This window comes from Xanthomonas citri pv. mangiferaeindicae (genome assembly GCA_002240395.1).
In the GTDB taxonomy this organism is placed as follows: Bacteria; Pseudomonadota; Gammaproteobacteria; order Xanthomonadales; family Xanthomonadaceae; genus Luteimonas; species Luteimonas citri_A.
On record CP016836.1, the window covers coordinates 296,092 to 308,826 of the forward strand.

At 67.1% G+C, this 12,735-nt stretch carries 8 protein-coding genes; 7 read left to right on the forward strand and 1 reads right to left on the reverse strand.

The features are described from left to right. Positions 1–30: 30 nt before the first annotated feature. From BEN78_01355 to BEN78_01380, 6 genes are all read left to right on the forward strand, one after another. Positions 31–2,211 carry a TonB-dependent receptor gene (locus BEN78_01355; protein ID ASR42253.1) on the forward strand — a complete coding sequence of 727 codons (2,181 nt, stop codon included), beginning with the start codon at positions 31–33 and terminating at the stop codon, positions 2,209–2,211. Further along, positions 2,208–4,442, forward strand: a complete 2,235-nt coding sequence (locus BEN78_01360) for an alginate lyase (protein ASR42254.1) — start codon at positions 2,208–2,210, stop codon at positions 4,440–4,442. Before BEN78_01355 ends, BEN78_01360 begins: the two co-directional genes overlap by 4 nt. Continuing rightward, positions 4,439–5,731, forward strand: a complete 1,293-nt coding sequence (locus tag BEN78_01365) for an MFS transporter (GenBank protein ASR42255.1) — start codon at positions 4,439–4,441, stop codon at positions 5,729–5,731. The genes BEN78_01360 and BEN78_01365 overlap by 4 nt, the downstream gene beginning before the upstream one ends. Before the next feature lie 28 nt (positions 5,732–5,759). After that, positions 5,760–6,515, forward strand: coding sequence for an oxidoreductase (locus BEN78_01370; GenBank protein ASR42256.1), 756 nt, complete (start codon positions 5,760–5,762; stop codon positions 6,513–6,515). A gap of 18 nt (positions 6,516–6,533) precedes the next feature. Further along, positions 6,534–7,715, forward strand: a complete 1,182-nt coding sequence (locus BEN78_01375) for a GDSL family lipase (GenBank protein ID ASR42257.1) — start codon at positions 6,534–6,536, stop codon at positions 7,713–7,715. A 144-nt stretch (positions 7,716–7,859) separates the two neighbouring features. Continuing rightward, entirely contained in the window at positions 7,860–9,671 is a 1,812-nt protein-coding gene (locus BEN78_01380; protein ID ASR42258.1) for a hypothetical protein, read from the forward strand. 124 nt (positions 9,672–9,795) lie between these two features. Here BEN78_01380 and BEN78_01385 read toward each other — a convergent pair whose 3' ends face one another. Continuing rightward, complete coding sequence (locus tag BEN78_01385; GenBank protein ASR42259.1) at positions 9,796–10,872, reverse strand: hypothetical protein; 1,077 nt, start codon at positions 10,870–10,872, stop codon at positions 9,796–9,798. Positions 10,873–11,051: 179 nt separating this feature from the next. Between BEN78_01385 and BEN78_01390 the strand changes: the two genes are divergently transcribed. Beyond that, a complete protein-coding gene (locus BEN78_01390; GenBank protein ID ASR42260.1) occupies positions 11,052–12,734 on the forward strand; it encodes an MFS transporter in 1,683 nt (560 codons plus the stop codon). Position 12,735 lies beyond the last annotated feature (1 nt).

Consider the following 12,735-nt stretch of genomic DNA (forward strand, 5'->3'; position numbering starts at 1 on the left):
CCGTGTAGAGGCTCCGTCCCGGGAGGCCTTTTGTCCGGCTTCTGGCTAGTACTTGCGGCAGTGGCGCTGCCCGGACGCTGTGCCGAGCATCTGGTCCATGACCAGGCCGCTTTTGTCGAAGCATCACGATCGCTGCAGCCGGGGGACACCGTGGTTCTGGCCGACGGGATCTGGCGTGATGTCGACCTTCTGCTGCGAGGGGAAGGCAAGAGTGGTCAACCAATTACACTTACAGCGCAGACGCCCGGCAAGGTCATCCTCAGCGGCCGATCCCAGTTGCGGCTTGCCGGCAAGTATCTCGAGGTGTCCAACCTGGTGTTCCGCGACGGCTGGGCGCCCAGTGGCGAAGTCGTGTCGTTCCGGAGCTCGTCTCGCGAATGGGCCGAGCACAGCCGGGTGACCGGCATCGTCATCGATGGCTACAGCAATCCCGACCGCCAGCAATCCGACCATTGGGTCGCGATCTATGGCCAACACAATCGCTTCGACCACAGCCAGTTGGTGGGCAAGACGAATGTCGGCCCCACGCTGGTCGTAGTGCGCAACGCGACCAGTGGCCTGGACAACCGCCACCGCATCGACCACAACTGGTTCGGGCCGCGCCCCAATCTGGGATCCAACGGCGGCGAGACCATCCGCATCGGCACCAGTCACGATTCGCAGTCCGACTCCAACTCAGTGGTGGAGAACAACTGGTTCGAACACTGCGATGGCGAAGTGGAGATCATCTCCAACAAATCCGGCGGCAATCTATACCGCGGCAACGTCTTCTTTGAGTCGCGCGGCTCGCTGGTGCTGCGCCATGGCCACGGCAACGTGGTCGAGCGCAATGTATTCATCGGTAACGGCAAGGCGCATACCGGCGGCGTACGGGTGATCAACCGCGACCAGACGGTCCGTGACAACTACTTCGAAGGCGTGGCCGGCGACAACTTCGCCGCCGCATTGAGCCTGATGGCGGGCACTCGTGATGCGCCGCTGAACCGTTACGAACAGGTCGCCAATGCGGTGATCGAGCGCAACAGCTTCGTGCAGGTGCACCAGCTGTTTCTCGGCGCCGGGCTCGACGACGAGCGCGATGCGATGCCGATCAACAGCCGCATCGCCGGCAATCTTGTCATCGACGATGGCAGCGGCGAAGTGCTGCGGACACAGGGTGATCTGTCGGGGATCGCCTTCAGCGCAAACGTGCAGAGCCCGAAGGTGTCGCCGGGCTTTCCGGGCGGCGTCACCGGCGCGCCGCTGACGCTGCAGCGCGCGAGCAACGGCCTGCTGTATCCGGTGACGGCCGTCGACGCCGGTGCGCCGCGTGACCTGGCGCCCGTCGCACGCGAGGACGTGGGCGTGGCCTGGTATCCCAAGACACTGACCACCCCCGCGCTGGACGGCGGTATCGCACACGATGTCGCGCCGGGCGAGGACAGCTTGGCGGCCGCCATCGACGCAAGCGAGCCCGGTGACCGGCTCCAACTGCAGCCTGGCCTGTACCGCGTCAACCGGGTACTGGCGCTGGACCAGCCGCTCACCATCGTCGGCCCGAGTCGCGGCCATGCGCATGTGCAGTTCTCACGCCCGACCCTGTTCGAACTCCGTGCCGGCGGGTCACTCCGGCTGTCACGGCTGGACATCGACGGCACGCTGGCACCGAACGCCGCCGGCAACGCCGTGGTGCGCGTACCGTCGGACGGCCAGGCATTCAACTACACCCTGCAGATCGACGACAGCCATATCCACGGGCTGACGGCAGGCAGTGCCTTCCATGTCGTCGCCACCGGCAAGGGAAGCTTCGCTGCCCACATCGCGTTGAACCGCGTCACAGTCGAGGACGTCACCGGTAGCGTGATCGCTGCGGCGGCCGAAACCGATGACCGGGGGACCTACAACGTCGAGCAGGTCGATGTCCTGCACTCGCGCTTTGCGCGTATCGGCGGCCCGGTGCTGGATCTGTATCGCGGCGGCATCGACGAGAGCACGTTTGGCCCGACCCTGCGCGTCCAGGGCAACCAGCTCGAGCAGGTCGGCGTGGCCGATGACACCAGCCTGCGCCTGCACGGCGTGCAGCACGCGATCCTGGCCGACAACGCGTTCGCGCACAGCGGACGCGTGCGCTTCAGCCACAGCGTCGGCAGGCCTCGCCTGCAGATTCGACGCAACGTGCACGACGCCACAGCGGCGATGCAGTCCGACACCCCTGCCGAGACTCTGCCATGACACGCTCCCCGCTGCTGATCCTGCTGCTGACGGTTCCATTCAGCGCCGCCGGCCTGCCCGACGCGCAGGCCGGCCCCACGACCACGCAACAGGTCACCTCCGACGCGACGGCCCCCGTGCTGGTGACCGCCGCACAGTGGACACAGATGCGCCAAGAGGGCGCGCGCTTTCCCATGTTCGCCCGGGAGCAATCGCGCGCCGAACGGCGCGTGCGGGCCATGATGGACGCGGGCATCGACGTGCCGGTGCCACAGGACAAGGGCGGCGGCTACACCCATGAACAGCACAAGCGCAATTACCAGGCCATCCAGGCCGCCGGTGCGCTGTACAGGCTGACCGGCGACCCTGCCTACGCGAGCTTCGCGCGCGATCTGCTGCTCGCCTACGCCAGGCTGTATCCAGGCCTGGGGCCGCATCCGCAAGGTCGCGGGCAGATCCCCGGCCGGCTGTTCTGGCAGACCCTCAATGATTCGGTGTGGCTGGTCAGTGCGGCGCAGGGCTACGACGCGATCCGCGACAGCCTGAGCGCGGCCGATCGCAGCACCATCGATGACAACGTATTCCGGCCGATGGCGGACTTCCTGTCCGGCACACCGGAAAATTTCGACAAGATCCACAACCACGCGACCTGGGCGGTCGCCGCGACCGGCATGACCGGCTATGTGCTGCGCGACCACAGCTACGTCGAGAAGGCCCTGATGGGGAGCCGGCGCGATGGCGAGGCCGGCTTCCTCAAGCAGGTGGACCAGTTGTTCTCGCCCGACGGCTACTACGAGGAAGGCCCCTATTACCAGCGCTACGCACTGGCGCCCTTCATCCTGTTCGCCAATGCGATCGAGCGCAACGATCCGCAGCGCGGCATCTTCCGATACCGCGACGGTGTCCTGCTCAAGGCCGTCGACGCGCTGGTGCAAAGCAGCTACGGCGGCTACTTCTTCCCGATCAATGACGCCATTCTCGACAAAGGGCTGGACACCGAAGAGCTGGTCGCCGGCATCGGCATCGCCTACGCACGGACCGGTGATGCGCACTTGCTTTCGATCGCCGAAAGACAGGGGCGCGTCCTGCTGTCGCCTGAAGGGCTCCAGGTCGCCCGTGCGCTGGAGGAAGGCAAAGCCAGGGCCTTCGACTATCGGCCGCAGCTGCTTCGCGACGGGCCCGACGGCACCGAAGGCGGCCTGGCGATCCTGCGCATGGGCGGTGAGAACGGCCAGACGCTGGTGATGAAGAACACCAAGCAGGGCATGGGTCACGGCCATTTCGACAAGCTCAACTGGCTGTTCTACGACAACGGCCAGCGCGTGGTCACCGACTACGGCGCAGCGCGCTTCCTCAACATCGAGGCCAAGGCAGGCGGCATCTATCTGCCCGAGAACAGCAGCTGGGCGCGGCAGACGATCGCGCACAACACATTGGTAGTGAACGAGCAGAGTCATTTCGGCGGCGACTGGAGAACGGGCCAGGCGCTGGCGCCGACGCCGCTGCTGTTCGACATCACCGACGACACGCAGATCGCCTCGGCACGCATGGACGCGGCCTACCCAGGCGTGCGCTTCACCCGCACCCAGGCGCTGCTGTCCCACCCGGCACTTGGCGAGCCGGTGGTGCTGGACCTGCTGCGCGTGGAGGGCGATGCCCCGGCGCGCTACGACCTGCCCCTGCATTTCAATGGGCACATCATGGACGTGGGCTTCCAGACCCGGTCGGCGGTGACCACCCGCCCGGTCCTGGGCAAGGCCAATGGCTATCAGCACGTCTGGATCGATGCCAGCAGCGAACCGAGCACCGACGCGCGCAGCCTGACCTGGCTGCTGGACGGACGCTTCTATACCTACCGGTTCGCCAGCACTGCACCCTCGCGCGCGATGATTGGCGAGAGCGGCGCGAACGATCCCTCGTTCAACCTGCGCCGCGAGCCGATGCTGCTGCAACGCGTGGATGGCCAGACCAGCACGACGTTCTTCGGCGTGCTCGAACCACACGGCTGCTACGACGGCACGGCCGAGACCGTGCGCGGCGCCAACAGCCGCATCGACCGCATCACTCACCACCGCGGCGCTGACGCCGACGTGCTGGTGCTGCATCTCGACGGCGGCAAGACCGTCGCGCTGGGCGTGGCCGACGACCCGGCAGTGGGCACCCCGCACGAAGTCAGCGGCGACGGTCAGCAATGGCATTGGCAGGGCGGCTGGAAACGCTTCGACACGCCCATCGGCGAGGACGCGAAATGAAGGTGACCAACAACACCCGTTCCTACGTGCGCTGGCTGATCGTCGCCCTGATCGCGGTCGCGACGGTGATCAATTACATCGACCGCAACGCTCTGGCGGTGATGTGGCCGCAGATCTCGCAGGATGTTGGCGCAACCAAGGAGGACTATGCGCTGCTGGTGACGATCTTCATGCTGTTCTACGCCGCCGGCCAGTTCGTGTTCGGGCGCGTGTTCGACATCATCGGCACACGACTGGGCTTCGCGCTGTCGATCGTGGTGTGGTCGATCTCCATCGCCCTGCACGCGGTCACCCACTCCATCCTGTCTTTCGGCATCGTGCGCGCCATGCTCGGCATCAGCGAGGCCGGCGCATGGCCGGGCGCGGTCAAGGCCAACGCCGAGTGGTTTCCCGCACGTGAGCGCGCGCTCGCGCAGGGCGTGTTCAATGCCGGCGCCTCGATCGGCGCCATCGTCTCCGCCCCACTGATCGCGGTGCTGTTCCTGTGGCTGGGCTGGCGCGGCACGTTCCTGCTGATCGGTGCGATCGGCTTCGTCTGGCTGCTGCCGTGGCTGATCATCTACCGCGCAGGTCCCGACAGGCACCCGTGGGTGAGCGCGGCCGAGCGCGCGTTGATCCTCGACGCGCCTGCCGAAGCACCGGGCGCTCCCAGGCCGGAGTACCTGCCGACCGTGCGCCAGCTGCTCGGGCACCGGCAGACCTGGGGCATCCTCGCCTCGCGCTTCTTTCTCGATCCGATCTGGTGGCTGTTCGTGTCCTGGCTGCCGATCTATCTGGCCGACACCTTCGGTTTCGACATCAAACAGATCGGCATCTTCGCCTGGGTGCCCTATGTCGGCGCGATGATCGGCAGCCTTGGCGGCGGCTGGTTGTCCGGGCGCCTGATCGCCGCGGGCTGGAGTGTGGACCGCGCACGTAAATGGGCGATCACCCTGGGCGGCGCGATCATGGTCCCGGCCCTGATCGGCGCAGTGGTGGCGACCGATCCGGTCTGGGCCGTGCTGACGATCGCCTTCGTGCTGTTCGGTTTTCAGATCGCCATCGGCAACATCCAGACCCTCCCCGGCGACATCTTCCACGGCAAGTCGGTCGGCTCGGTGGCGGGCCTGGGCGGCATGGCCGCGGTCGCCGGCACGCTGATCACCACCTGGCTGGTGCCGGCGATGACCCGCGACTCGTATGCCCCGATCTTCATCCTGGTGGCGACCTTGGTGCCGGCCTCGCTGCTCGCGCTGTGGCTGATCACCGGCCGCGTCGAAAAGCTCGACGCTCCCGTCAAATCCCGCTGATTCCCCCAATGCTTCACTGGAGCTTTCAATGACCCAATTCAAGGACAAGGTGGCGATCGTCACCGGCGGTGGCCGTGACATCGGCCGCGCCATCTCGCTCAAGCTGGCTGCAGCCGGCGCGAAGGTTTGCATCAACTACGCCAATGACGAGGCCAGCGCGCAGGACACGCTCAAGCAGGTCCAGGCCGCAGGCGGCACGGCCATCGCCCATCGCGCCGACGTCACCGATGCCCACGCGGTGGCCGGCATGGTCGCCGCCACCCAGGCCGCGTTCGGCGAGCGCATCGACGTGCTGATCAACGTGGCCGGCGGCATGGTCCAGCGCCGGCCGCTGGCCGAGATCGACGAGGCGTTCTTCCACAAGGTGATGGATCTCAATATGAGCTCGGTCTACCTGACCACCCATGCGGTGGTGCCGCACATGGCCGAAGGCGGCGCGATCGTGAACTTCGCCTCGCAAGCTGGCCGCGATGGCGGTGGCCCGGGCGCGGCAATCTACGCCACCGCCAAGGCGGCGGTGATGACGTTCTCACGCGCGATGGCCAAGGAACTGGGCCCACGCGGCATCCGCGTCAACGCACTGTGCTGCGGCATGATCGCCACCCGCTTCCATGACGAGTTCACCAAGCCCGAAGTGCGCACCGCCGTTGCCGGGAATACCCCGCTGCGGCGTCAGGGACGCCCGGAGGAAGCCGCCGATGCCGCGCTCTATCTGGCGTCGGACGCGGCCGGCTTCATCACTGGTGCCAACCTCGACGTCAATGGCGGCACCTACTTCTCCTGACCGCCCAGGAGGGCTGCTATGCGTCGCTGGATCACTGGGTTCTCGATCGCACTTGCCTTCGGCGCCGCAGCGCTGCCCGTCCATGCCCAGGTCTGGGTGCCGGCATGGACCGCCTCGCCGGCACCGGACCGCCGGGAAGGCACGGCGGAGGCGCCACTACAATTCGCCAACCAGACCGTCCGCCAGGACATGCGCCTGGCCAGTTCGGCCACGGCGTTGCGTTTCCGCATCAGCAATGAGCTGGGGGAGGCGCCCCTGAGGATCGGCGGTGCGTCCGTTCGTCTCACCGGCACCGCCAGTCCGGCAAACCCGGTGACCTTCGACGGTCGCAGCGAGGTGGTGGTGCCGATCGGCGCGGCCATGCTCAGCGATCCGGTGCCGATGGTGGTGCCGGCGCTGGGCGATGTCTCGCTGACCGTGTACTTCCCCGATGCGACAGCACCGGCTGTGCGCCGCACCGCGCTGCGCGTTGCCGAGGGCCGCCAGGCCGATGTCGGCGATAACGTGCCACTGGCCTACCGCCAGAACGTGGTCTCGGCGGTCCTTGCCGAGCGCAGCAGCAAGCCGGTCGTGGTGGTCGCACTTGGCGATTCGATCACCGAAGGCGCCACTGCCACGCGCGGCAGCAACGGCGACTGGCCGGCGCTGCTGGCCCGTCGTCTGCAGCAGGCATGCCCGGACCAGGTGGTGGTGGTCAATGCCGGCATCAGCGGCAACAAGATCATGGACCACGGCCGCAGTCACAGCGCCTTGGCGCGCTTGGACCGCGACGTGATCGCGCTGCCGAACCTGGATCGCGTGATCGTGTTCGAAGGCATCAACGACATCCGCCACGACGGTGGCACGCCGCCGGTGGCCGGCCGCAATGCCGACGACATGGTGCTGGGCTATCGCCAGATTGCCGAACGCCTGCATGTCAACGGCATCCGCGCGATCGCCGCGACCATCACGCCGTTCGGCGGTTCGGATCGCTACGAGCCGGTCGCAGCGGCGACGCGGACCACGCTCAATACCTGGATGCGCAGCGGTCACAGCGGCTTTGATGGGCTGATCGATTTCGACGCCATCCTGCGCGACCCGCATCGCCCCGAGTACCTGCCCGACACTCTCACGCGCGATCACCTTCACCCCAATGATGCGGGCTATCAACGCATGGCCGACGGTATCGACCTGTCCGTGTTGGGATGCCCCGCGCAATAGCCCAAGCCACATCGCGTGACTTGGGGATGGAGAGCATCCCGCCCCGGGGCGACGGCGGGCGGCGTATCGACACGATCGGCACATGCAGCGCGGAGGCGGCGCCTCTATGCTTGCTGGCTGTCCCCCACGCCTGGAAGTTGTCGCATGCGTCGTTCTCTGCTCGCCGTTGCCGTGCTCACCGCCGCCCTTGCCGGCTGCAACCGGGAGGCGCCGAGCGCCCCCGCCAACGCGCAGGACGGCGCAGCCGCGTCGGCGCCCTCGCCCGCCGACGCGGCATTTGCCGAACTGTCGAAGCGCTACCTCGACGAGGTGATGGCGCTGTCGCCGGTGTCGGCCACGCAGATCGGCGACCACCGCTTCGATGCCGAGGTCGACGACCTGTCGGCAGCGGGCCGGCAAGCGGGCCTGGACTTCAATCGCCGCTACCTGGCCGAGCTTGGCGCGATCGACTTCGACAAGCTTTCGCGCGAGAACCGTGTGGACGCGCTGATCCTGCGCAACCAGCTCGAGTACGGCATTTGGGACACCGAGGTCATGCAGAGCTGGGCCTGGGATCCGCAGACCTACAGCGGACTGGCCGGGGGCGCGATCTACGGGCTGATGGCACGCGAGTTCGCGCCGATGCCCGAGCGCCTGAAGTCGGCGACGCAGCGCATGGAGAAGATCCCGGCGATCCTCGCCCAGGCGCGCGAGAACCTGGATCCGGCGCGGGTGCCGCCGACCCACGCACGTACGGTCGCGGCGCAGAACAAGGGCGTCCTGGCGCTGATCGAGACGTTCATCACGCCCAATGCCGACCAGTTGCAGGGGCAGGACCGCGCGCGCCTGGACGCGGCGGTCGAGACGCTGCGCGCCGCGGTCGAGGAACACCAGACCTGGCTCGACGGCACGCTGGTGCCCAATGCCAAGGGCGAGTTCCGCATCGGCGCTTCGATGTACGACCAGAAGCTCAAGTTCGCGCTCAACTCCTCGCTCTCGCGCCAGGACATCCGCCAGCGTGCCGAGGCCGAGCTGGCCCGCATCCGCGACGAAATGTACACGGTCGCGCAGACGGTGCTCGAAGGCCGCGAGGGTGCGCCCGAGACGCCGGCCCAGCCGACCGAGGACCAGCGCCAGGCGGCGATCGAGGCCGCGATGGAAGTCGCCTATGCCGATCGCCCCGGCCGCGACGAGGTGGTCGAGTACGCCCGCCACACGCTGGACGTGGCCACCGAGTTCGTCCGCAAGCACGACCTGGTCACCGTGCCCAACGACCCGGTCAAGATCATCCTGATGCCCGAGTTCCAGCGCGGCGTCGCGGCGGCGTATTGCGATTCGCCCGGCCCGCTCGACAAGGGCCTGGATACCTACTACGCGATCTCGCCGATTCCCGAAGACTGGAATGACGCCCAGGTCGATTCGTTCCTGCGCGAGTACAACAAGCACATGCTGCATGTGCTGACGATCCACGAAGCGATGCCCGGCCACTACCTGGAAGGCGCGCATTCGGTGAATCACCCCTCGACGCTGCGCGCTGTGTTCCGCTCCGGGCCGTTCGCCGAAGGCTGGGCGGTGTACACCGAGCGGATGATGGCAGACGCCGGCTACGCCGACAGCGACCCGCTGTTCCGACTGATGCAACTCAAGTTCTATGCGCGCGCGGTCGCCAACGCGATCCTCGACCAGGGCATCCACGTCGACAACTGGACCAAGGAGCAGGCGCTGGACCTGATGGTGCGCCAGACGTTCCAGCAGCAGAGCGAGGCCGAGGGCAAGTGGACGCGCGCGCAGCTGTCGTCGACCCAGTTGGCGACCTACTTCGTCGGCGCGCAGGAGCATTTCGACGCACGCAAGGCGGCCGAGGCCGCCCGCGGCGAGGCATTCAACCTCAAGCAGTACCACGACGATATGCTCGCCCAGGGCGCACCGCCGGTCCGCTTCGCGCGCCAGCTGATGCTCAACGAAGACATCCAGTAACCCGCGAAACCGGGGTCAGAGTGCAATTTCGGATGCAGGATCGACATGCAGCGCGATCCCTGGAAATTGCACGCTGACCCCGTTTCTATTGACCCCATTTTTTTTTGCACTCTGACCCCGGTTTTCAGGGGCGGGCGGCGGCGAAGGCCTCGGGCAGGGTCTGCACCTGGCCGCAGCGGCTGGGGTCGTAGCCGGGCAGCAGGCCGAGTTCGCGGCGGAAGCTGTCGCTGCGCAGCAGGGCGAGCAGTCCGCGCAGGCGCCCGGACTCGAGCACGTCGTTGTGGCACAGGAAGAAGTAGTGCTCGGTGACCAGCGGGTGGAAGTCCAGCCCGTAGCGCCGCGCCGGGGGCTCGAGCGCGAAGCCGACATCGGCCAGGCCGCTGGCGACATACGCGGCGACCGCGGCATGGGTCAGTTCCTCGACGTCGCAGGCGCGGATGCGGTCGAAGGCGATGCCGTGATCGGCCAGCATCGTCTCGAACAGCAGCCGCGTGCCCGAGCCGGGCTGGCGGTGGATCACGCGGATGTCGGGGCGCTCCAGGTCCTGCAGCGTGCCGATGCCCAGCGGGTTGCCGGCTGCCAGCACCAGGCCCTGCCGGCGAACGGCCAGGTGGATCACGCGATCGGCGTCGAGGTCGAGGCGCGGGCGGTAGTGCGCGAACAACGGCGCCTCGAGCATGCCGATCGGCAGGTGCAGGCCGGCGATGTCGCAGGCGCCGGTGCGTAGCGCGGTCAGCGCGTCGTCGGGGCTGCGGTATTTGAGGTCCAGCGCCACGTCCGCTGCCGCCATCTCACGACGCAGCGTCTCCACGCCGAAACCATGCGAAGCGTGCACGCGCAGCGGCCGCGCATGCGCGCCCACCGTGCGCTCGAGTTCGGCTTCCAGTTCGGTCGCCAAGCTGTCGAGCAACGGCGACAGGCGCGCGGCGATCCGACTGTCGGCCCAGACCAGACGCTCGCCGATCGCCGTCAGCGAAGCCCCCCGCCCCCGGCTCATCCGCAGCAGCGGTTGACCGAAGACCGCCTGCGCGTCCTGCAACCGTCCCCAGGCGTAGCGGTAGGAGACCCCGGTCTGGCGGGCAGCCGCGGCGAGCGATCCGGTCGCCCGCACGGCCAACAGCAGGTCGACCAGTTGCGACGACAAGCCCACGCCGTCGCTGTTTTCGAGCGTCCACTGCGGTTGGATACGCACCTTGTACATCGCGACGCCTCTCCTGCGCGGCAGCTCAAATAGGCTCTTGAAAGCCGATTATTAGACCAATGGCGCTTTTCGGATAGTCCATATGCGGATACCGTTGCGACACTTTGTCGCAGCCAATATGCACATCACAGCATATTTGGCCGCAGCGCCGCATCCGGCTGATCGATTCGGGAGGATCCATGGCCAACAGCACCGCAGTTCCGCTTCCTGCCGCCTCACCTTCGGGCGGCCTGCTGTCGAAGGAGCGCATCATCGCCAAGGCCGGCTTCAACCGTTGGCTGGTCCCGCCGGCTGCGCTGGCGATCCACCTGTGCATCGGCATGGCCTATGGCTTCAGCGTGTTCTGGTTGCCGCTGTCGATGGCTGTCGGCATCACTGCGCCGGTCGCGTGCGGGCCGGAGATGGGCTTCTTCGCACGCATCACCTCGGCCAACTGCGACTGGCAGATCAGCGAACTGCAGTGGATGTACACGCTGTTCTTTGTACTGCTGGGCTGCTCGGCTGCGATCTGGGGCGGCTGGCTCGAACGCGTCGGTCCGCGCAAGGCCGGCTTCGTGGCCGCGCTGTGCTGGTGCGGCGGCCTGCTGATTTCCGCACTCGGCGTTCACCTGCATCAGATCTGGATGCTGTGGCTGGGCTCAGGCGTGATCGGCGGCATCGGCTTAGGCCTGGGCTATATCTCGCCGGTGTCGACGCTGATCAAGTGGTTCCCCGATCGCCGCGGCATGGCGACCGGTATGGCGATCATGGGCTTTGGTGGCGGCGCGCTGATCGGCAGCCCGCTGGCCGACATGCTGATGCGCCACTTCGCGACCCCGACCTCGGTCGGCGTCAAGGAGACCTTTCTGGTCATGGCGGTGGTCTACTTCGCCTTCATGATGGCCGGCGCCTTCGGTTACCGGGTGCCGCCGACCGGCTGGAAGCCCAAGGGCTGGACCCCGCCGCCCGCGTCGAACAACGCGATGATCACCCAGGGCCATGTGCACGTGAAAAAGGTCTGGGGCATTCCGCAGTTCTGGCTGGTGTGGGCGGTGCTGTGCCTCAACGTCTCGGCCGGCATCGGCGTGCTGGGGCTGGCCTCGCCAATGCTGCAGGAGATGTTCGGCGGCCGGCTGATCGGCGTCGACGCCGGCTTCGGTGACCTCACCGCCGAGCAACTGTCGGCGATCGCTGCAATCGCGGCCGGCTTCGTCGGCATGCTGAGCCTGGCCAACATCGTCGGCCGGTTCTTCTGGGCGTCGATGTCCGACAAGTTCGGCCGCAAGCTCACCTACTCGATCTTCTTCGTGCTGGGCATTGCGCTGTACGCCGCTGCGCCCACGCTGGGCAATGCCGGCTCGATCGCGCTGTTCGTCATCGCGTTCTGCGTGATCCTGTCGATGTACGGCGGCGGTTTCGCCACCGTGCCGGCGTACCTGGCCGATCTGTTCGGCACCCAGCACGTCGGCGCGATCCACGGCCGGCTGCTCACCGCATGGGCGGCGGCCGGCATCCTCGGCCCGCTGGTGATCGGCTACATGCGCGAGTACCAACTGGGCCTGGGCATGCCGCCATCGCAGGTCTACAACACCACGATGTACATCCTGGCCGGCATGCTGGCGCTGGGCCTGGTGTGCAACCTGCTGGTGCGCCCGGTGAACGCGAAGTACTTCATGACGCCCGAGGAACTGGCGCACGAGAAGCAGCTGGCGCACGAGAAGGTCGACGCCAGTGGCAAGTCGCTGCTCTCCCAGGACGATATGGACCGCATCGGCTCGGGCGGCAATCCGCTGCTGGTCGCGTTCTGCTGGGCCGCGGTCGGCATTCCGCTCGCCTTCGGCATCTGGAAGACGCTGGAAAAAGCGTTGGTGCTGTTCTCCTGAC

What these genes read in the sequence shown, in the direction of transcription:
- BEN78_01360 (ASR42254.1), top strand. Translation starts at nt 2,208, where the DNA reads ATGACACGCTCCCCGCTGCTGATCCTGCTGCTGACGGTTCCATTCAGC.
- BEN78_01365 (ASR42255.1), top strand. Translation starts at nt 4,439, where the DNA reads ATGAAGGTGACCAACAACACCCGTTCCTACGTGCGCTGGCTGATCGTC.
- BEN78_01370 (ASR42256.1), top strand. Translation starts at nt 5,760, where the DNA reads ATGACCCAATTCAAGGACAAGGTGGCGATCGTCACCGGCGGTGGCCGT.
- BEN78_01375 (ASR42257.1), top strand. Translation starts at nt 6,534, where the DNA reads ATGCGTCGCTGGATCACTGGGTTCTCGATCGCACTTGCCTTCGGCGCC.
- BEN78_01380 (ASR42258.1), top strand. Translation starts at nt 7,860, where the DNA reads ATGCGTCGTTCTCTGCTCGCCGTTGCCGTGCTCACCGCCGCCCTTGCC.
- BEN78_01385 (ASR42259.1), bottom strand. Translation starts at nt 10,872, where the DNA reads ATGTACAAGGTGCGTATCCAACCGCAGTGGACGCTCGAAAACAGCGAC.
- BEN78_01390 (ASR42260.1), top strand. Translation starts at nt 11,052, where the DNA reads ATGGCCAACAGCACCGCAGTTCCGCTTCCTGCCGCCTCACCTTCGGGC.